Source organism: Acidovorax sp. (assembly GCF_046314175.1).
GTDB lineage: Bacteria > Pseudomonadota > Gammaproteobacteria > Burkholderiales > Burkholderiaceae_C > Acidovorax.
The window spans coordinates 21,564-40,862 of record NZ_JBKBXG010000034.1 but is presented as its reverse complement, the minus strand read 5'-3'; the positions used below and the strand labels follow the sequence as shown (position 1 = coordinate 40,862).

The following is a 19,299-nucleotide window of genomic DNA, read 5'->3' as shown; positions in this document are numbered from 1 at the left end:
CATAAAGCGCAAGGCGCTATGATTTTTGCGGCATCTACATGCCCGCGTAGTTCGGCCCACCGCCGCCTTCTGGCGTCACCCACACGATGTTCTGCGTGGGGTCCTTGATGTCGCAGGTCTTGCAGTGCACGCAGTTCTGCGCGTTGATCTGCAGGCGCTGGGCATCGCCACCCTTGGCCACGTCAGGAACAAATTCGTACACACCCGCCGGGCAGTAGCGCGCCTCGGGGCCCGCGTACTTGGCCAGGTTGATGTTGACCGGCACGCTCGCGTCCTTGAGCGTGAGATGCGCGGGCTGGTTCTCTTCGTGGTTGGTGTTGCTGATGAATACGCTGGAGAGGCGGTCAAAAGTCAGCTTGCCATCGGGCTTGGGATAGACGATGGGCTTGCACTCTGCCGCAGGCTTCAGGTACGCGTGGTCGGGCTTGTCGCGGTGCAACGTCCACGGGATGTGGCCGCGCAGCACAAACTGCTCGAAACCGTTCATCAGCGTGGCCGTGGTCAGGCCGTACTTGAACCAGTTCTTGAAGTTGCGGTCCTTGTTCAGCTCGGTGTACAGCCAGCTCGCTTCAAACGCTTTGGGGTAGGCGGTCAGTTCGTCGTGCTGGCGGCCTGCGACGATGGCGTCGTACGCGGCTTCTGCTGCCAGCATGCCGGTCTTGATGGCGGCGTGGCTGCCCTTGATGCGGCCCACGTTCAGGTAGCCCGCGTTGCAGCCCACGAGGGCTCCGCCCGGGAAGATGGTTTTGGGCAGGGCGTTGATGCCGCTGGCGTTGATGGCGCGTGCGCCGTACGACAGGCGCTTGGCCGTGATCTCGCCCTTTTCGTTCTCAAAGTAGTAGCGGACGTTCGGGTGCGTCTTCCAGCGCTGGAATTCTTCAAACGGGCTGAGGTAGGGGTTCTGGTAGCCCAGGCCGGTCACAAAACCGACGGCCACCTTGTTGTCTTCCAGGTGGTACAGGAAGGCGCCGCCGTAGGTGTCGTTTTCCATGGGCCAGCCGGCGGTGTGCATTACAAAGCCGGGCTGGTGCTTCTTGGGGTCGATCTCCCACAGCTCCTTCACGCCAATGCCAAAGCTCTGGGGGTCGCGGTCCTGGTCGAGCTTGTAGCGCGCAATCAGCTGCTTGCCCAGGTGGCCGCGTGCGCCTTCGGCAAACACGGTGTACTTGCCCAGCAGCTCCATGCCCAGCTGGAAGTTCTCGGTGGGCTCGCCGTCTTTGCCAATGCCCAAGTTGCCGGTGGCCACGCCTTTGACCGAACCGTCGTCGTTGTACAAGACCTCGGCAGCGGTGAAGCCGGGGAATATTTCCACGCCCAGGGCCTCGGCCTGCTCGCCCAGCCACTTGGTCAGGTTGCCCAGGCTGATGATGTAGTTGCCGTGGTTCTGCGCAAAGGGCGGCAGAAACATGTTGGGCACGCGTACGCCCGATTTTTCTGACAGAAAGATGTAGGCGTCGTCGGTGACAGGCTGGTTCAGCGGCGCGCCGCGCTTTTTCCAGTCGGGGATCAGCTCGGAGAGTGCCTTGGGGTCCATGATGGCGCCTGACAGGATGTGCGCGCCGGGCTCGGAGCCTTTTTCCAACACGACGACCGAAACATCCTGACCTTTTTCAGTCGCCAGTTGCTTGAGGCGAATCGCCGTGGCTAGGCCGCCAGGGCCGCCACCCACGACCACCACGTCGTATTCCATCGATTCACGGGGGCCATACTGGGCGATGATTTCTTCGTTTGTCATGGGCTTCTCGTTGGGGTTTGATAATGGCTATTTTCGACCAGAGCAGGCGCACCGCCTTGTCAGACAGGGGACTGATTGTATTCACGCAAGCGCGACAATCGAACGACCGTTCTATTTTGACCGAGTAGGGAGACTCTAAATGACATACAGCATTGATTTGTCCGGCCGCGTGGCTTTTATCACCGGCGCCTCCAGCGGCCTGGGCGCCCAGTTTGCCCGCACGCTGGCCCGCGCGGGCGCGGGTGTGGTGCTGGCCAGTCGCCGGGTCGAAAAACTCAAGGAACTGCGTGCGCGCATTGAAGGCGAGGGAGGTGATGCCCATGTGATCGAACTCGACGTGACCGACCATGCGTCCATCAAGTCCGCTGTGGCTCACGCCGAGACCGAGATGGGGTCGATTGACATCCTGGTCAACAACTCGGGCGTGAGCACCACACAGCGCATCCAGGACGTAACGCCCGAAGACTATGACTTCATCTTTGACACCAACGTGAAGGGCGCCTTCTTTGTGGCGCAAGAGGTGGGCAAGCGCATGCTGGCCCGATCGCGCGGTGCGGCGCCCGGCAGCTTCACGGGCGGACGCATCATCAATATCGCCTCGATGGCGGGCCTCAAAGTGCTGCCGCAGATCGGCGCCTATTGCATGAGCAAGGCCGCCGTGGTGCAGATGACCAAGGCCATGGCCATGGAGTGGGGCAAGTTCGGCATCAACGTGAATGCAATCTGCCCCGGCTACATCGACACCGAGATCAACCACCACCACTGGCAGACCGAGCAGGGCAAGAAGCTCATCGACATGCTGCCCAGAAAGCGCGTGGGCAACCCGCAAGACCTGGATGCGCTGCTGGTGATGCTGGCCAGCGACCAGAGCCATTTCATCAATGGTGCGGTCATTGCGGCCGATGACGGCTTTGGGGTCTGATCTCTCGGGCGTGCCAATCCATGAAAATTGAAATCCCCGAGGTCAAGAAGCAGGTCTTTGAGATGCGTTTCCCCGTACGCTGGGGCGACATGGACGCCATGGGCCATGTCAACAACACGGTGTATTTCAGATACCTGGAAACAGCGCGCATCGAATGGATGGTGTCGGTGGGCTGCAACCCCGACCCGCGCGGGCAGGGGCCGGTGATCGTCAACGCGTTCTGCAACTTCTACAAGCAGCTCGAATACCCGGCCGACGTGCTGCTCAAGCTCTATGTCAGCGACCCGGGTCGGACCACGTTCGAGACCTGGGGCACGATGGAGCGCGTGGACCAACCGGGCGTCATCTGCGCGGCCGGTGGTGCGACCACCATCTGGGTGGACTTCCCGTTGCAAAAGGCGGCGCCCTTGCCCGACTGGATGCGAACTCTGGTCACGGCAGACTGAAATTTGAATGAAATAGGGCTCTAGCGCTTATTGCATGAGCGCTAGTAGCTATCAAATTGGTAGTAAGTGCCTTTTGCTGCTCACTTCTGCTTGGGCACTCGTCCCATCAGGTAGAACTCTGGGTTGGGTTGCATGCCCGCGAAGCTGGCCATGCGGTTGGACAGGCCAAAAAACGCGGTGATGGCGGCAATGTCCCAGATGTCCTCGTCATCAAAGCCGTGTGCATGCAGGGCGGCAAAGTCGGTGTCCTCGACTTCGTGGCTGCGCTGGCAGACCTTCATCGCAAAGTCGAGCATGGCGCGCTGGCGCGGCGTGATGTCGGCCTTTCGGTGATTCACGGCCACCTGGTCGGCCACAAACGGTTTCTTCTCGTAGATGCGCAGGATGGCGCCGTGGGCCACCACGCAGTACAGGCACTGGTTGGCCGCGCTGGTGGCGGTCACGATCATTTCGCGCTCGCCCTTGGTCAAACTGCCTTCTTCTTTCAGCATGAGTGCATCGTGGTACGCAAAGAACGCGCGCCATTCGGCAGGCCGTCGTGCAAACGCCAGGAACACGTTGGGGATGAAGCCCGCTTTCTCCTGCACTTCCACGATGCGTGCGCGGATGTCTTCGGGCAGGGTGTTCAGCTCGGGGAAGGGGTAGCGGCTCACGGAGGTCTCCTGTGGTTTGGGGTTTTCGCGAGTATCGCGGATGCTGCCCGGTGCCTTGACCTGCGAGACCGAGGAGCGAAGGAACGACGGGCGGGATCAGGGCGAGCCGGCGTTGGGTGCATCGCATTCGAGCAATTGAAATTGGCTATTGAGTGAATTTGATTGATTCAATTTACATATTTCGTATTGCTTCGTAACATCCTTCCCAGCCTCACGGTTCCTTGCCCCGTTTCACAGGAGAGACCCCATGACGACAGAAGCCAAATGCCCTTTTGATCACACCAAAGCCGCTGCGCCCAAAGGCCGCGGCAACGCAGACTGGTGGCCCAACCAACTCAACCTTCGCCCCCTCAACCAGAGCTCTCCGCTGGTTGACCCCATGGGCGATGGCTTCAATTACGCCGAAGAGTTCAAGAGCCTGGATCTCGCCGCCGTCAAGGCCGATCTGCACGCGCTGATGACCGACTCGCAGGACTGGTGGCCGGCAGACTTTGGTCACTATGGCCCCCTGTTTGTCCGCATGGCCTGGCACAGCGCAGGCACCTATCGCCTGGCCGATGGCCGCGGTGGTGCCGGGGCAGGGCAGCAGCGTTTTGCGCCGCTGAACAGCTGGCCCGACAACGCCAACCTGGACAAGGCGCGCCGCCTGCTCTGGCCCATCAAGCAGAAATACGGCCGCAAGATCTCGTGGGCCGACCTGATGATCCTGACCGGCAACGTGGCGCTCGAATCCATGGGCTTCAAGACCTTCGGCTTTGCCGGTGGTCGCCCCGATGTGTGGGAGCCGGATGAGAACGTGTACTGGGGTGCCGAGAACACTTGGCTGGGCGGCGACAAGCGCTACAGCGGCGAGCGCGACCTGGCCAACCCGCTGGCTGCTGTGCAGATGGGCCTGATTTATGTGAACCCCGAAGGCCCCAACGGCAACCCTGACCCGCTGGCCGCCGCACGCGACATCCGCGATACCTTTGCGCGCATGGCCATGGATGACGAGGAAACCGTGGCGCTTATTGCTGGCGGCCATACCTTTGGCAAGACCCATGGCGCGGGCGACGCAGCGTTGGTGGGCAGCGAGCCCGAAGCGGGCGGTATCGAAGACCAGGGCTTGGGCTGGATCAGCAAACACGGCAGCGGATTTGGCGGCGACACCATCACCAGCGGCCTGGAAGTCACCTGGACCACCACGCCCACGCAGTGGAGCAACAACTACTTTGAGAACCTGTTCGGCTTTGAATGGGAGCTGACCAAGAGCCCGGCGGGCGCCCACCAGTGGACCGCCAAGAACGCCGAGGCCACGATTCCGCACGCGCACGATCCGTCGAAAAAACTGTTGCCCACCATGCTGACGACCGACCTGTCGTTGCGGGTTGATCCAGCGTACGAAAAGATCTCGCGCCGGTTCCTGACCAACCCTGATCAGTTTGCCGACGCGTTTGCCCGCGCCTGGTTCAAGCTCACGCACCGCGACATGGGTCCGCGCGTACGCTACCTGGGCCCTGAAGTGCCTGCCGAAGTGCTGATCTGGCAAGACCCGATTCCTGCGGTGGACCATGCACTGGTGAACGAGCAGGACATCGCGGCGCTCAAGGCCACCGTATTGGCGTCGGGCCTGTCCATCTCGGAGCTGGTATCAACGGCTTGGGCCTCCGCGTCCACTTTCCGTGGCGGGGACAAGCGCGGTGGTGCCAACGGCGCGCGCATACGCCTGGCGCCGCAGAAGGACTGGGAAGTGAACGAGCCAGCCCAGCTGGCGAAGGTGCTCGGCACGCTTGAAACCATTCAGCAGAACTTCAATGCCGCGCAAACGGGCGGCAAGAAGATCTCGATGGCCGACCTTATTGTGCTGGCCGGTGGCGCGGCTGTGGAAGCCGCCGCCAAGAGGGCGGGGCAGGACGTGAGCGTGCCGTTTGCACCCGGACGCATGGATGCAACGCAAGAGCAGACCGACGTGCCTTCGTTCGAAGTCATGGAGCCTGTGGCCGATGGATTCCGCAACTATGTGCGCCCTGGTCTGGAAGGTGCCGTGGCCGAACTGCTGATCGACCGCGCCAACCAGCTCACGCTGACGGGGCCTGAGATGACGGTGCTGGTGGGTGGCCTGCGCGTGCTGGGCGCCAACGTGGGCGGGGCGGCACGTGGCACGTTCACGCAGCGCCCTGAAACGCTGAGCAATGACTTCTTTGTGAACCTGCTCGACATGCGCATCAAGTGGCAAAAGTCCACTGCGTCCGCTGGCGTGCTGGAAGGCGTGGACCGCAAGAGCGGGATGCCCAAGTGGACGGGCACGGTGGCGGACCTGGTGTTTGGCTCCAACGCGGTGCTGCGTGCCGTGGCTGAGGTGTACGCGAGCAGTGATGCCCAGGCGGTGTTTGTGCAGGACTTCGTCAAAGCCTGGACCAAGGTGATGAACCTGGACCGTTTTGACCTTGCGGGCCCCACAGCGAACGTCTGAGCAATCTGACAACGCCACCGGTTTTGCCTGTTTCAGGGCACGGCCGGTGGCGTTTTTCATTGTGCATGCGCGGGGCGGCTACCATGGCGGCCCCACCCGAATCGGAGAGCCCGCATGACGCAACAACCCTCATCCACCAAAGACTTCGACAAAGGCCTGGCCACACGCAAGCAGGTGATGGGCGAGGACTTTGTGGCCAATGCCTTTGGCAACGCCACACCGTTCACCCAGCCCATTCAAGAGTTCATCACCCGCAATGCCTGGGGCGATGTGTGGCAGCGCCCGGGGCTGGACATGAAAACGCGCAGCCTGATCACGGTGGCGTTTCTTACCGCGCTGGGCAAGCAGCATGAGCTCAAGGGCCATGTGCGGGGCGCGCTCAACAACGGCGCCACAGAGGCAGAGATTCAGGAAGTGTTGCTGCACGCCAGTATTTACTGCGGCCTGCCGACGGCGGTGGAGGCTTTTCGAACAGCTGCTGACGTGATTGATGGGCCGAAAAAAGGCTGAGGAGAGGTAAATCTTCTCGATGCAGTGCATCGGAATGAGCCTGCGGTGCGTGGCACTGGCGCGGTCGAGGCCAGGGCCACCGTGGAACTGGCTTTGCCAGGCCACGGGTGGCGTCCCCCTGGGGGGAAGACGCGAAGCGGCTCAGGGGGGCTTCCTACTCTCCTGCCAACAGCTTGTGCACCAGGTCGGCCGCCGTGGACGCGTTGTACTTGCGCATGAGGCGTGCCCGGTAAATCTCCACTGTGCGGTGGCTGATCTCCAGGGTCCGGCCGATCTCCTTGGAAGTCAGTCCCTCCAGCAGGCGCGCCGCCACTTCGCGCTCGCGCCCTGTCAGCTCGGCCTTCACAGGGCGCTGTGAACTGAGGTCTTCAAAGCTCCAGATGCCCGATTCATGGGGCGCATCGCGGTTGAGCGCACGACCCGATACGTGGCACCAGAAGACTTCGCCATTGGCGCGCTTCATGATGCGGTTGTCGGCGTAGTGGCCCTTGGCGTTCAGGATGGGTTCCATGTGCGCTCCCAGGCGTTCGTACTCGTCGGCGCTCGGGTAAAGTACCTGAAACGACTGGCCAATAAGTACCTCACGCGAGGCGCCGAACATCTCGCAGACATGGCGGTTGCAATCGACCATGGTGCGGTTGCGAGACAGCACCAGGCCCACAGGGGCCATGTCAAAAGCAAGTCGGTAATCAACATCCATTGGCAGCGTCCATAGTGCAAGTCTTTACGGGGTACTACTTATTCGGGTACGTAGTATCGTAGCGCATCCAATTTCACAAGGAGATCGTGGTGAACAAGTTATTCCCCTCCGCAGCCGAAGCCCTCAAGGGCGTGGTTGCAGACGGCCAGCTCATGGCGGTGGGCGGTTTCGGTTTGTGTGGCATTCCCGAAGCTTTGATTGACGCATTGCGCGACACAGGCGTCAAAGACCTCACCGTGATCTCCAACAACGCAGGTGTTGATGGCTTTGGCCTGGGCAAGCTGCTCGAAACCCGGCAGATCAAAAAAATGATTTCGTCGTATGTGGGCGAAAACAAGGAGTTCGAGCGCCAATACCTGGCCGGTGAACTGGAACTGGAGTTCACCCCCCAGGGCACGCTGGCCGAGAAGCTGCGTGCGGGTGGTGCGGGCATCCCGGCGTTCTTCACCAAGACCGGTGTGGGCACCATCGTGGCCGAGGGCAAAGAGCTGCGCGATTTTGATGGCGAGACCTACGTGATGGAACGCTCGCTGGTGCCCGAGGTGGCGCTGGTCAAGGCGCACCGCGCCGACAAGTCGGGCAACTTGCAGTTCCGTCTGACGGCCCGCAACTTCAACCCCGCTGCAGCGATGGCGGGCAAGGTCTGCATCGTGGAGGTGGAAGAGGTGGTGGAAACCGGCGCCATGGTGCCCGACCAGATCCATTTGCCCGGTATCTACGTGCACCGCATCGTGCACAACCCGAACCCGGAAAAGCGCATCGAAAAGCGCACCATCACTGAAAAGGCGGGCGTTTAAGCCTGCCGTCACCGAACAAGCTGGAGAAATACATATGTCGTGGAGTCAAGACCAAATGGCAGCGCGTGCTGCCCATGAGCTCGAAGACGGCTTTTACGTGAATCTGGGTATCGGCATCCCCACGCTGGTGGCCAACTTTGTGCCCGCCGACAAGGAAGTCTGGCTGCAATCCGAGAACGGCATGCTCGGCATCGGCCCGTTCCCCAACGAAGACGAGGTGGATGCCGACCTGATCAACGCGGGCAAGCAGACCGTCACCACCATCAAGGGCTCGTCCATCTTTGGCAGTCATGACAGCTTTGCCATGATCCGTGGCGGCAAGATCAACCTGTCCATCCTGGGCGCGATGCAGGTCAGCGAAAAAGGCGATCTGGCCAACTGGATGATCCCCGGCAAGATGGTCAAGGGCATGGGCGGCGCGATGGATCTGGTGGCGGGCGTAAAGCGCGTGATCGTGCTCATGGAGCATGTGGCGCGCAAGAAGGACGGCACCGAAGACATGAAGATCCTGCCCCAGTGCACCTTGCCCCTGACGGGCGTGGGCGTGGTGGACCGCATCATCACTGATCTGGCGGTAATGGACGTGACCCCCGAGGGCCTGAAGGTCGTGGAGCTGGCTCCCGGCGTGACGCTGGAAGCACTGCAAGCCAAAACGGGCGTGACATTGATCCCGTAAGCACAGCTGTTTTGTGTGCGCTCGTCGGTGCACAAAAAAAGGCCGGGGCCCCGCGAGGGACCCCGGCCTTTTTGCATGGAGCCTATGGCAGTCGCAACAACGACTACAACACCTCCAATGCGAGTTACATGGCGCTGAATTCGCCCGATGGGATCTGGCCAGTACGCAGTGCTTCAGCAGCCTGGGCGCGCACAGCAGCACGGTCAGCCGTGGACGAGTAGGTCACCACGCGCGAACCAGCTGGCTCGGTGCTGCGGGTCTGGGCCACGGTGGCGGCTTCTGCGGCCACTTCAGCGCGGGTGCGGTTCGTGTCGAACTGCAGAGCGAACTGCGAGCCATCGGCTTCGTCAGCGTGGGCACCGAAAGCGGTGAAAGCAGCAACAGCGGCGAGGGAGAGGAAACGTGCGGTCTTGTTCATGGTGAAACTCCTAAAAATCAAAAATGAGGGTGAGGTACTGAGGAATACGCAGGCGTATGGGCCGTGGATTCAAAAAGAATCAACCACGTTCACCCGAAGGGATCTGGCCGGTACGAACGACTTCAGCAGCCTGGGCGCGCACAGCAGCGCGGTCAGCCGTGGACGAGTACGTCACCACGCGCGAACCAGCTGGCTCGGTGCTGCGGGTCTGAGCCACGGTGGCGGCTTCTGCGGCCACTTCAGCGCGGGTGCGGTTCGTCTCGAACTTCGTGGCGTACTGCGAAGCGTCAGCTTCGTCAGCGTGGGCACCGAAAGCGGTGAAAGCAGCTACAGCGGCGATGGAGAGAAAACGTGCGGTGGTGTTCATGGTGAAAATCCTTAAAAAGTAGACAAGCAAAACGGCTCAAAACAAGGGGAGAGAAGCGAAAGAAGAACCTGCTACTCAATCCCCGGTTCGGTGAGTCGCCTTAGCGGTTCGGCTCATCGATGGGTTGAACTTTACGCCGTTGATGTCCAAAGAAAAACCACCTAGTCGCAAACTAACTGTTCCAGTTTTGGAAACAATGATTAGGGAACTTTTAGGGGTTTACCCCCGACTGATTGAGGCGATCAAAGGGTTTTGAGGTGATAAGCCATAGGTATCCATGTAAACCCTTGGGTCAATTCAGGACAATGACAGTCTGATGAAACGGGTTGAAAACGCGGTCCAAGCTTTGGCAGTGCGTCATTGAGGCTGAGCATGGGTTCGTTCAAGCCATCCCTCGCAACGTAAATTCCGGCCAATTAATTCCGGTCCAATTTTCTGGCGTGCCCGCGGCGGCAGCCCTTGGCGCAGCCCTGGTAGAGGCCGATTCGAATCCCCGGCAGCAAGGCGAGCTGCTGGTAGAGCAACCTGAACGCCAGCCACTGCGGTTAGCCTTTCACGCCCCGCAGCCACATCGCGTCTCGCGCCACCAGCGAGGCCCAAGTGGACGCATTCCATGCAGCGGCATTGGCCGCCGGGGGGCGCGACAACGGCGCACCGGGCTTGCGCCCGCAGTACCACCCGCACTACTGCGCAGCGCTCGTGATCGATCTTGACACCTACAACATTGATGCCGTTTTTCACGGCAGTGGTTTGACCCTTGGCGTTGGGTGCCAGCGCACCGAGACCTTCTTTCAGAAAAGTCTTGTTTACGAGGTGTCCTCTGCCTCAAAATACTGGTTATATTCACAGTGTTTGTGTTTTCTAACCACCCCTCACCACCATGCCTGCGCTACGCCCCTCCCTGCGGGTTGCGTTCGACCTGCCGTCTTCCGTGCCCGGTGTCTGGCACGCGGATGCACTGGGTGCGGGCCAGCAGCAGGTGCAGCCCACGGGGTCTGCGCAGCTGGATGCGCAACTGCCCGGCGGGGGCTGGCCGGTGGGTGCGCTGAGCGAGGTCTTTCAAGCCGCCGCAGGGCTGCACGAGTGGCAACTGGTGTTGCCCGCGCTGGCGCAGGCCACGGCCCACCGCACCGGTGCGGTGGTGCTGGTGGCCCCGCCGTGTGAGCCGTTTGGGCCATCACTGAAAGCGCAGGGCCTGCTGGCCGAGCGGCTGTGCCTGGTGCGGGCCGATTCCGCCACTGCAGCACTCTGGGCGGCCGAGCAGGCACTGCGCTGCCGCGATGTGCTGGCCGTGATGGCCTGGCTGCCGCAGGCGCAGCCTGCGGCCCTGCGCCGGTTGCAACTGGCGGCGGCGCAGCAAGAGCAGCTGCTCTGGGTGTTTCGCCCGGCCAGTGCGGCGCCGCAGGCGTCGCCCGCGCTGCTGCGGCTGCTGGTGCAAGGGCTGGCCTTGCCGGGGGACGCGACCGCATCGCCCGGCATGCAGGTGCAGATCCTCAAGCGCCGGGGGCCGCCCCTGGCGCATGGGCTGGACCTGCCGGGCTGCCACCCTCTGCTGGCCCAGGTACTGGCTGCACAGGCCGAGCGGCGGCGTGCCGCGCAGGAGGTCGCCAGCGCCTGGGTGGCGGGCCGCGCTGCGGCTGCAGGCAAGACTCCTGCGGCGTTGTTGTTGCCCCAGTCGCTGGCGGCCATGGTGCCACTGGGAGCAAGGCCAGAAGGGAGGGGGCATGCACTGGATCGCGCTGCCATGGCCCTGGTGCGATGAGGCATCGCCACCCTCTGCAGCGGTTGTGCAAGCCGCTGCTGCAGGCTGGTGGGCGCTGCGTTTTACCCCGCGCGTGGTGCTGGTGGATGGCGAGGCCGTGCTGCTGGAGGTGTCCACCACCGAGCGCTTGTGGGGCGGGCGCGATGGGTTGCTGGCGCAGGTTCTGCAGGCCTGGACGGAGGCCTCCAACCAGTTCGGTGTCCCCGCAGCCATCGAGGGTGCGGCTGAAAGTGCCAAGGCAGCGTCCGTCATCCATGCACCACCGCCTTGCGCATCACCCGTCTGGGGCTGCGGCCCCACCGCCCTGGTGGCCCAGGCCTGGTTGCGCATGGCGTTGGCAGGGCGCACGCCAGCAAGGGCGACGCTGGAAAACCTGCCCTTGCACACACTGACCGCCGTGCGGCCGCATGTGCCCAGCCTGGAGCGCATGGGGTGCCGCACCTGGGGGGCGCTGCGGGCGCTGCCACGGGCCGGGGTGGCACGGCGCCTGGGGGCGGGGGTGCTGCGGGTGCTGGACCAGGCCTATGGCGATGCGCCCGAGGTACATGCCTGGCTGGAGCTGCCCGAACAGTTTGCAATGACCGCCGAGCTGCCCGCCCTGGCCGAGTCGGCCGATGCCCTGCTGTGGAGCGCCAGCCGCTGCCTGTCTGCCCTGCAAAGCTGGTTGCAGGCGCGCCAGCAGGGGGTGCTGGCGATGGAGCTGTCCTGGCGCCACGACCTGCGGCGCATCGACGGCATAGCCATTGCACCCACGCGGGCCTTGCCGGTGCGCACCGCCCAGGCCACCCACGACATGGCACACCTGCGGCGGCTGCTGTCTGAAAACCTGGCGCGCACCACGCTGGCCGCGCCGGTCAACCAGATCACGCTGCGGCTGCTCGAATCGGCCCCGCTGCCGCACCGCAGTGCCAGCCTGTTGCCCCCGGGCGACCGGACGGGCGGGGGCGCGCCCAGCGCTGACGCATCGGGCGAGGCGCTGCACCAGTTGCTCGAACGCCTGTCGGCCCGCCTGGGCGCGGACCATGTGCTGGCCCCGGTGCTGCAGGCCGACCACCGCCCCGAACGCATGCAGCAGTGGCACCCGGCGGCCGACGTGCTGGGCCGCGCCCGTGACCTGCGCACTGCAACCCCGGCAACAACATCCGGGCCGAACGCACCCGACGCCACGCTGTGGCCCACCTGGCTGCTGCGCCCGCCCCGGCGCCTGGCGGTGCAGGGCAACCGGCCCTGTCACCATGGTTTGCTGCGGTTGCTGGCGGGGCCCCATCGGTTCGAGGCGGGCTGGTGGTCTGCAGGGGGCGATGGAACCGATGAAGCCCATCCTCCCGGCAACCCTGCCAACGCTGCAAGCCTTGGAATGACGGGCAGTTCCAATACCGCCTGCACGGGCCTGGCCCTGCGCGACTACTTTGTGGCGCACAACGATGTGGCAGGACTGGTGTGGGTGTTTCGCGAACGGCTGGTGCCCCCCGCGGGCGGGCCGGTTGCACCACAGCCCCAGCGCTGGTTTCTGCATGGCATTTTTGGGTGATGCCATGGCAACCCACACCCGCAACCCCCCGGCACCTGCCGTGCCACCGGTGCAACCCTTGCCGGGCTATGCCGAGCTGCATTGCCTGTCCAACTTCAGCTTTCAGCGTGGCGCATCGCACCCGCAAGAGCTGGTGGAGCGCGCCGCCGAACTGGGCTACCAGGCCCTGGCGCTGACCGATGAATGCTCTGTGGCAGGCGTGGTGCGCGCCTGGGGCGCGGCCAAGGAATGTGGCTTGCACCTCATTGTGGGCAGCGAGTTTTTATGGGGTGATCTGCGGCTGGTGGCATTGGCGCGCGATGCCGAGGGTTGGGGCAACCTGTGCGAGTTCATTACCGCCGCCCGCGCGGCCGCGCCCAAGGGGCAGTACCACGTGGACGCAGCCAGCCCTTGGGGCATGTTGCAGGGGTGCGAGCTGCTGCTGGCCCCATGTCGGCAACGCTTTGATGCTTCTGATTTGATAGCTATCAGCGCTTGTCTATCAAGCGCTAAGGGCCAATTTGGCACACATTTTGATGGCCATGTCTGGTTGGCGGCTGAACTGCATCTGGCCCCGGACGACGGCCTGTGGCTGGCCACGCTGCAGCGCGCGGGTGCGGCACTGGGCTTGCCCCTGGTGGCGGCAGGCGATGTGCACATGCACGCCCGCTCGCGCAAGCCGCTGCAGGACGTGATCACCGCCGTGCAGTTGGGACGCAGCGTGGCCGAGTGTGGCTTTGCGCTGCAGCCCAATGCCGAGCGCCACCTGCGCCAGCGCGTGCGGCTGGCCGGCATCTACCCGCCCGATCTGCTGGCCGCCACGCTCACGGTGGCAGCTCGCTGCACGTTCAGCCTGGATGAAATCAAGTACCAGTACCCGCTGGAGACGGTGCCCGCTGGCATGACGCCTGCCCAGGCCCTGGCCTGGCTGGTGCAGGTGGGCGTGCAGGGCGAATACCCGCTGGGCGCACCCGAGAAAGTGCAGGCGCAGATCCGCAAGGAGCTGGAGCTGATCGCCCACTGCCAGTACGAGATGTACTTCCTCACCGTGCATGACATCGTGCGTTTTGCGCGCAGCCAGGGCATCCTGTGCCAGGGGCGGGGGTCTGCCGCCAACTCGGTGGTGTGCTATGTGCTGGGCATCACCGCCGTCGCGCCCGAAAACTCGCACCTGCTGTTCGAGCGCTTCATCAGCAAAGAGCGCAAGGAGCCGCCTGACATCGACGTGGACTTCGAGCACGACCGGCGCGAGGAGGTCATCCAGTACATCTACGACAAATACGGCCGTGACCGCGCCGCCATTGCTGCCGTGGTCACCACCTACCGCACCCGCAGCGCCCTGCGCGATGTGGGCAAGGCCCTGGGCGTGGCGCCCGCGCTGGTCGATGCGTTTGCCAAGGACCACCACTGGTTTGACGAGGAGATCGCCACCGACCGGCTGCAGGAGCTGGCCCACACCGTGGGCGCGCCGCTGCACCGGCACACCGCCCAGCTGTGGCTGGAGCTGGCGGGCGACCTCATGGGGTTTCCGCGCCACCTGAGCCAGCATGTGGGCGGTTTTGTGCTGACGCAGGGCAAGCTCACACGGCTGGTGCCGGTGGAGCCCGCCAGCATGAAGGACCGCTCCATCATCCAGTGGGACAAGGACGACCTTGACGACATGGGCTTGCTCAAGGTGGATGTGCTGGCCCTGGGCATGCTCAGCGCGCTGCGCCGCTGCCTGAACCTGCGTGCAGCCCTGCGCAGCGAACCCTGGGGCCTCAAAGACATTCCGCGTGAAGACCCCGCCACCTACGACATGATTTGCGCGGCCGACACGGTGGGCGTGTTCCAGATCGAAAGCCGCGCGCAGATGAGCATGCTGCCGCGCCTGCAGCCGCGCGAGTTCTACGACCTGGTGGTGGAGGTGGCCATCGTGCGGCCGGGGCCCATACAGGGCGGCATGGTGCACCCGTACCTGAAGGCCCGCGAACGCAGGCGCAGGGGCGAGCCCCTGCTGCTCGAAAAACCCGAGCTGGAGCAAGCCCTGGCGCGCACCCTGGGCGTGCCGATCTTTCAGGAACAGGTGATGCAGATCGCCATGGTGGCGGCCGGGTTCTCGGCCGGCATGGCCGACGACCTGCGCCGGTCGATGGCCGCCTGGAAGCGCAAGGGCGGCGTGCACCGGTTCGAGCGCCCGCTGATCGGCGGCATGGAAGCGCGCGGCTACCGCACCGAGTTTGCCCAGGCCATCTTTCAGCAGATGCTGGGTTTTGGCGAATATGGCTTTCCCGAAAGCCACGCCCACAGCTTTGCGTTGCTGGCCTATGCCAGCAGTTGGCTCAAGTGCCACGAGCCCGCGTGTTTTCTGGCCGCGCTGCTCAACTCGCTGCCCATGGGCTTTTACACCGCATCGCAACTGGTGCAGGACGCGCGCCGCCACGGCGTGCGCGTGCTGCCCATCGACGTGACTTGCAGCGACATCGACTGCACGCTGGAAGGCCCCGCAGAGCGGCTGCAACCCGCACGCGGGCTGGGCACGCCGCCGCTGCCGCAGCCTGCCGTGCGCCTGGGCCTGCGGCTGGTGGGCAGCCTGCACGCAGACGCTGCCGAACGCCTGGTCGCCGCCCGAACCCTGGGCCCCGCCTTTGCCGACACCGAAGACCTGGCCCTGCGCGCCCGGCTGAACCAGCAAGACCTGCAGGCCCTGGCCGCGGCCGATGCGCTGGCCAGCCTGTCGGGCCACCGGCGCCAGCAGATGTGGGAGGCCGCCGCGCAGCACACCGCGCCGCCCCTGCTGCGCGATGTGCCCGTGCACGAAGCACCCCTGCAGCTGCCCGAGGCGCCGGAGGGCGAAGAGATCCTGTTTGATTACGCCGCCACCGGCCTCACGCTGCGCCGCCACCCGCTGGCCCTGCTGCGCCCGCGTTTGGATCGCTGGCGTTTGAAAACAGCACTGCAACTGAACAACGTACCCAACGGCCGCAAGGTGCGCGCCTGCGGCATCGTCACCGTGCGCCAGCGCCCCGGCACGGCCAAAGGTACGATGTTCGTCACGCTCGAAGACGAGACCGGCCCTGTCAACGTGATCGTGTGGCCTGCGCTGGTCGACACCTGGCGCAATGCGCTACTGCGATCACAGTTGCTGGCGGTGGAAGGCCTGTGGCAGTGCAGCCCCCATTCGCCCGACGGCAAGGCCGTGGTGCGCCACCTGGTGGCCCAGCGATTCAAGGACCTGACGCCGCTGCTGGGTCGCATGGCACAGGCACTGAGCGGCAGCCGGGACTTTCATTGAGCCCTTCTTTCATTGAACCCTTGGCGGGTCCCCGCTCCGTCAGTCCGTCAGGTAGGCGCCCGGGTTGATAAAGAACGCTTTCTTGTACCCCTGCGTGCTGCCATCCATCTGCCACGGGGCAGGGAACACGCGGGCGATGGAGTAGTGCAGATGCGGTGGTTTGCCGCGTGCATTGCCGCTGTCGCCCAGTGTGCCGATCTTGCTGCCTGCGGCCACCGGGCTCAGCGCCGTGGTGTGAATGGCGTCCAGGTGCGCAAAGTAGTGCACACGCCACCGAGGGCCCAGCACCAGCACCACCTTGCCGCCCTGCTCCAACTCACCCGTGTACAGCACCAGACCATCGGTGGTGCTGACCACATCGCGACCTTTTTTACCAAAGATGTCGATGCCCTTGTGCACCCCGGAGGCGCCCCAGGGCTCAAACCAGAACGACTGCGGGTTCCAGTCCCGCGCTGTGGCTCCGGCTACAGGGATGCGAATGCGTTCAGGCAAAAGGAACCCGACGGCCACCACTGCAACCACGGCAACCAGGGTCAGGCACAGGGCTTTGGAGAATTTTGAAAAACGCACAAGAGCAACAAAGGGTAGTGGCGCAAGAGGGCGATTATTCCGCGCGCCGCAGTGCCCACTGTGTTGCTGCGTTGCTGCGTTGCGCGTTACTTCACCACCGGCCGACTGGTAGCCTGGCGCGCAGGTTGTGATGCAGTCCCTGCTGCTCCCTGCGCCCCGGGTTTGACCGGCTGCTTTGCCAGGTCAAGCAGCGGCTTGCAATGCGTGTCATCGTCAGCCGCAGGCACGGTGATGGGCACCAGCGCCAGTGCCACCGGAGCCACCACGGCGGCCACCACCGCAGCGCCAGCGCGCAGCAACAAGGGGCCGGTTTCTACGCCGATGTCGGGGTTGCCGAAAGTGCCTTTGACATACAGCGGTGAGCGCAGCGACAGAAACTTCCACTCCAGCGACTCAGGCTTGATGCGCAGGTTCATCTCCTCGGTGCCCAGGTTGATGGTGCCGGTGGCTTCAATCACCGCATCGTCGGTGCTCATCTTCACGATGCGTGTGGTCGCCAGGCCGTCCACCACGGTAAAGTCCGCCACCGCGCAGCGCAGGTGTACTTCCTGGGTGTCTCCAAAGAGCTTGCCCACGATGATGCTGCCCACGTTCAGCGCGGCCAGGTCGAGCATCTGCTTGCTCAGCGTGCCATCACGCACATACAGACGCATCTCGCCCGTGCCCTTGCCCAGCAGCCCGGCCACACTGTTGCCGGTGCTCTCCAGTGCAATGGCTCCATCCATGCGGCCAAAACTCTTTTTCATGAGCTCCACCTTGGGAAACAGGGCCGACAGCTGCAGGCCCTGCACGGTGCCGCGTATCTGGGCCTTGAGCGGCGCCTTGCGTCCGTCGATAGTCACCTGCGACTCGATCTTGCCCTCGGCCACGCCAAACGTGAGGGGATCAAGTTTGAGCTGCGCGTTTTCCATCACTGCCCGGGTGCTCAAATTCTCCAGTGGCAGGCTCTCGGGGCGGATGATATGGCGGCCCTTGAACACGATGTCCATGTCCATCGCATTCCACCGATCGGCGGCAAAGTTGGAGTCCGGCAGTACCTTGCCGCGCTGGCCCGTGGCGCGGTCGCGGCCGCGATGTGTGTTGTCAGGGCTGTCGGTGCCCAGTGCAGGCCCCAGGTCGGCCAGGCGCAGCTGGTTGGACGTCATGGTGCCGGTAAGTCGGGGCCGTGGCTTGCCCGAGGTGTATTTGAGCGACCCCTGCAGGTCGCTCTCGCCCACGTTCCCGCGGAAGTCGGTGTAATCCCATACCGCGCGCTCGGGCTCCAGGCTGCCGGTCAGCCGACCGCGCGTTTTGAAAGCTGGGGTGCTGGGCAACACCAGTCCTGTCACGGCATACAGGTCAGACATGCTGCCGCCGCGCAATGCCACGTCAAAGTCCAGGCCCGACAATGCGCCCGGATTGGCCAGAATGCCCTCTGCCGCCAGAGCCACGCTGCCCGCAGTAAGCTCGATTTGCAGCGGGTAGTCCACCACCTTGTCTCTGAGGCTGATCACATGGCCCGCTTGTCCGCTGCCCTGCACCTGGGCCTTGGCGTAGCGGCCTTCAAGCTGAAAACGAAGACCGTAGGTCGCCGGTGTGGCCCGACCGGAGTCTTTGGCAGCTGCAGAAGAAGAGGGCGCGGACGCAGTGGACGCAGCAGCTGCTGCATCCGGCGCCGCATTGGGCGCTGATGCAGCCGAAGCCGCTGGCGTTTTCGCCACGGCGGTCTGGCCCATAGCGTCCACCGGCTCGGTGGTCTGCACACGCGCCTGCAAGTCCAGGTCCTTCACACCATCGGCATAGGCCAGCAGGCCGTCACTGATGACGAGACGGTCCACATCAAAGGTCCACCCGCTGCGGGGGGCTTCGTCATCCTTGGGTTGAAAGGTCCAGTTGTTGGCGCCGTCCGCCGTGCGCGCCAGCGCGATTTCGGGGTGCTGCAGCGACACGGTATCCATCGACAAGTGGCGCGCCAACAGCGGCCACAGTTGCACACTGGCGGTAGCGCGGTCGATGCTGACCATGGTGGGGCTGTCAGCCTGTGTGGCGGTGGTGGGTGTTCTGTCGTCAGCACCCGCCACGTCGGTGGTGGCAGGCACATTTTTGGCCACGGCTTTGGCCGCCTTGTTTTTGTCGCTCGCAAAAGGCGGTTGAAATCCAGCAGGGTTGTCCATCACCAGCCTCTCGCCCTTGACCACCACACCCGGTATCCAGCGCCGCCAGCCTTCTTCCAGCGGCAGCGGCCATTGCCACGACCCAGACAGCTGGCCCTGCACTTCAAAACGCCGCCCGGTGACTTCGCTGACCTTGTCGTTCAACCAGGGCCGCATACGGTCGAGCTGTAACAGGGCAATGGTTGCCACCACCAGCAAGCCCACAAACATGCCCACAACAGCCAGCAATGCAACGGTCAGGGCCTTGCGGGCGTTGGTTGGGTGCGATGTGTCGGCCCCCATGGTTGAGGAAGCAGGCCGCGGGGCATCAGGGGCGACAAGGGCGGATGAGGAGGGGTGAGGCGCTGGCATGGA

16 protein-coding genes and 1 pseudogene are annotated in these 19,299 nt (G+C 63.9%); 10 read left to right on the top strand and 7 right to left on the bottom strand.

The genetic code is table 11. The features are described from left to right. Positions 1 to 34 precede the first annotated feature (34 nt). Entirely contained in the window at positions 35 to 1,735 is a 1,701-nt protein-coding gene (locus ACK4OE_RS11790; protein WP_409884998.1) for an electron transfer flavoprotein-ubiquinone oxidoreductase, read from the bottom strand. Positions 1,736 to 1,874: 139 nt separating this feature from the next. On the opposite strand from ACK4OE_RS11790, the gene ACK4OE_RS11785 reads away from it, so the two are divergent. Continuing rightward, the gene (locus tag ACK4OE_RS11785; protein WP_409884997.1) at positions 1,875 to 2,657 is read left to right on the top strand and encodes an SDR family oxidoreductase; all 783 of its coding nucleotides are present in this window, start codon (positions 1,875 to 1,877) and stop codon (positions 2,655 to 2,657) included. A 20-nt stretch (positions 2,658 to 2,677) separates the two neighbouring features. Further along, positions 2,678 to 3,103: an acyl-CoA thioesterase gene (locus ACK4OE_RS11780; RefSeq protein WP_409884996.1), complete on the top strand. Its 426-nt coding sequence runs from the start codon at positions 2,678 to 2,680 to the stop codon at positions 3,101 to 3,103. Between the two features lie 80 nt (positions 3,104 to 3,183). On the opposite strand, the gene ACK4OE_RS11775 is transcribed toward ACK4OE_RS11780, so the two are convergent. Continuing rightward, on the bottom strand, positions 3,184 to 3,756 hold the full coding sequence (locus ACK4OE_RS11775; RefSeq protein WP_409884995.1) for a peroxidase-related enzyme: 573 nt from the start codon (positions 3,754 to 3,756) through the stop codon (positions 3,184 to 3,186). 247 nt (positions 3,757 to 4,003) lie between these two features. On the opposite strand from ACK4OE_RS11775, the gene katG reads away from it, so the two are divergent. Both katG and ACK4OE_RS11765 read left to right on the top strand, forming a co-directional pair. After that, positions 4,004 to 6,208 carry a catalase/peroxidase HPI gene (gene katG / locus ACK4OE_RS11770; RefSeq protein ID WP_409884994.1) on the top strand — a complete coding sequence of 735 codons (2,205 nt, stop codon included), beginning with the start codon at positions 4,004 to 4,006 and terminating at the stop codon, positions 6,206 to 6,208. A gap of 114 nt (positions 6,209 to 6,322) precedes the next feature. Next, a complete protein-coding gene (locus ACK4OE_RS11765; protein WP_409884993.1) occupies positions 6,323 to 6,718 on the top strand; it encodes a carboxymuconolactone decarboxylase family protein in 396 nt (131 codons plus the stop codon). 154 nt (positions 6,719 to 6,872) lie between these two features. On the opposite strand, the gene ACK4OE_RS11760 is transcribed toward ACK4OE_RS11765, so the two are convergent. Continuing rightward, entirely contained in the window at positions 6,873 to 7,418 is a 546-nt protein-coding gene (locus ACK4OE_RS11760; protein WP_409884992.1) for a LuxR C-terminal-related transcriptional regulator, read from the bottom strand. Between the two features lie 89 nt (positions 7,419 to 7,507). On the opposite strand from ACK4OE_RS11760, the gene ACK4OE_RS11755 reads away from it, so the two are divergent. Together ACK4OE_RS11755 and ACK4OE_RS11750 are read left to right on the top strand one after the other, a co-directional pair. Continuing rightward, a complete protein-coding gene (locus ACK4OE_RS11755) occupies positions 7,508 to 8,215 on the top strand; it encodes a CoA transferase subunit A (protein WP_409884991.1) in 708 nt (235 codons plus the stop codon). A gap of 34 nt (positions 8,216 to 8,249) precedes the next feature. Further along, positions 8,250 to 8,891 carry a CoA transferase subunit B gene (locus ACK4OE_RS11750; protein WP_409884990.1) on the top strand — a complete coding sequence of 214 codons (642 nt, stop codon included), beginning with the start codon at positions 8,250 to 8,252 and terminating at the stop codon, positions 8,889 to 8,891. Positions 8,892 to 9,015: 124 nt separating this feature from the next. On the opposite strand, the gene ACK4OE_RS11745 is transcribed toward ACK4OE_RS11750, so the two are convergent. Both ACK4OE_RS11745 and ACK4OE_RS11740 read right to left on the bottom strand, forming a co-directional pair. Beyond that, positions 9,016 to 9,309, bottom strand: a complete 294-nt coding sequence (locus ACK4OE_RS11745) for a DUF4148 domain-containing protein (RefSeq protein WP_409884989.1) — start codon at positions 9,307 to 9,309, stop codon at positions 9,016 to 9,018. Between the two features lie 79 nt (positions 9,310 to 9,388). After that, positions 9,389 to 9,676, bottom strand: coding sequence for a DUF4148 domain-containing protein (locus ACK4OE_RS11740; RefSeq protein WP_409884988.1), 288 nt, complete (start codon positions 9,674 to 9,676; stop codon positions 9,389 to 9,391). Between the two features lie 549 nt (positions 9,677 to 10,225). Here ACK4OE_RS11740 and ACK4OE_RS11735 point away from each other — a divergent pair. The 4 genes and pseudogenes from ACK4OE_RS11735 to ACK4OE_RS11720 all read left to right on the top strand — a co-directional run. After that, positions 10,226 to 10,417 (top strand): annotated as a pseudogene (locus ACK4OE_RS11735) (VOC family protein); the annotation flags it as partial. Between the two features lie 139 nt (positions 10,418 to 10,556). Continuing rightward, positions 10,557 to 11,438 carry a translesion DNA synthesis-associated protein ImuA gene (imuA, locus tag ACK4OE_RS11730; RefSeq protein WP_409884987.1) on the top strand — a complete coding sequence of 294 codons (882 nt, stop codon included), beginning with the start codon at positions 10,557 to 10,559 and terminating at the stop codon, positions 11,436 to 11,438. Further along, positions 11,401 to 12,969 carry a Y-family DNA polymerase gene (locus tag ACK4OE_RS11725; RefSeq protein WP_409884986.1) on the top strand — a complete coding sequence of 523 codons (1,569 nt, stop codon included), beginning with the start codon at positions 11,401 to 11,403 and terminating at the stop codon, positions 12,967 to 12,969. The genes imuA and ACK4OE_RS11725 overlap by 38 nt, the downstream gene beginning before the upstream one ends. Positions 12,970 to 12,973: 4 nt before the next feature. Then, a complete protein-coding gene (locus tag ACK4OE_RS11720; protein WP_409884985.1) occupies positions 12,974 to 16,222 on the top strand; it encodes an error-prone DNA polymerase in 3,249 nt (1,082 codons plus the stop codon). Between the two features lie 39 nt (positions 16,223 to 16,261). Here the strand turns inward: ACK4OE_RS11720 and ACK4OE_RS11715 are convergent, their stop codons facing one another. Together ACK4OE_RS11715 and ACK4OE_RS11710 are read right to left on the bottom strand one after the other, a co-directional pair. Continuing rightward, a complete protein-coding gene (locus ACK4OE_RS11715) occupies positions 16,262 to 16,792 on the bottom strand; it encodes a M23 family metallopeptidase (RefSeq protein WP_409884984.1) in 531 nt (176 codons plus the stop codon). An 86-nt stretch (positions 16,793 to 16,878) separates the two neighbouring features. Then, positions 16,879 to 19,227: an AsmA family protein gene (locus ACK4OE_RS11710; protein WP_409884983.1), complete on the bottom strand. Its 2,349-nt coding sequence runs from the start codon at positions 19,225 to 19,227 to the stop codon at positions 16,879 to 16,881. Between the last annotated feature and the right edge of the window lie 72 nt (positions 19,228 to 19,299).

What these genes read in the sequence shown, in the direction of transcription:
- ACK4OE_RS11790 (WP_409884998.1), bottom strand. Translation starts at nt 1,735, where the DNA reads ATGACAAACGAAGAAATCATCGCCCAGTATGGCCCCCGTGAATCGATG.
- ACK4OE_RS11785 (WP_409884997.1), top strand. Translation starts at nt 1,875, where the DNA reads ATGACATACAGCATTGATTTGTCCGGCCGCGTGGCTTTTATCACCGGC.
- ACK4OE_RS11780 (WP_409884996.1), top strand. Translation starts at nt 2,678, where the DNA reads ATGAAAATTGAAATCCCCGAGGTCAAGAAGCAGGTCTTTGAGATGCGT.
- katG (WP_409884994.1), top strand. Translation starts at nt 4,004, where the DNA reads ATGACGACAGAAGCCAAATGCCCTTTTGATCACACCAAAGCCGCTGCG.
- ACK4OE_RS11765 (WP_409884993.1), top strand. Translation starts at nt 6,323, where the DNA reads ATGACGCAACAACCCTCATCCACCAAAGACTTCGACAAAGGCCTGGCC.
- ACK4OE_RS11760 (WP_409884992.1), bottom strand. Translation starts at nt 7,418, where the DNA reads ATGGATGTTGATTACCGACTTGCTTTTGACATGGCCCCTGTGGGCCTG.
- ACK4OE_RS11750 (WP_409884990.1), top strand. Translation starts at nt 8,250, where the DNA reads ATGTCGTGGAGTCAAGACCAAATGGCAGCGCGTGCTGCCCATGAGCTC.
- ACK4OE_RS11745 (WP_409884989.1), bottom strand. Translation starts at nt 9,309, where the DNA reads ATGAACAAGACCGCACGTTTCCTCTCCCTCGCCGCTGTTGCTGCTTTC.
- ACK4OE_RS11740 (WP_409884988.1), bottom strand. Translation starts at nt 9,676, where the DNA reads ATGAACACCACCGCACGTTTTCTCTCCATCGCCGCTGTAGCTGCTTTC.
- imuA (WP_409884987.1), top strand. Translation starts at nt 10,557, where the DNA reads ATGCCTGCGCTACGCCCCTCCCTGCGGGTTGCGTTCGACCTGCCGTCT.
- ACK4OE_RS11725 (WP_409884986.1), top strand. Translation starts at nt 11,401, where the DNA reads ATGCACTGGATCGCGCTGCCATGGCCCTGGTGCGATGAGGCATCGCCA.
- ACK4OE_RS11720 (WP_409884985.1), top strand. Translation starts at nt 12,974, where the DNA reads ATGGCAACCCACACCCGCAACCCCCCGGCACCTGCCGTGCCACCGGTG.
- ACK4OE_RS11710 (WP_409884983.1), bottom strand. Translation starts at nt 19,227, where the DNA reads ATGGGGGCCGACACATCGCACCCAACCAACGCCCGCAAGGCCCTGACC.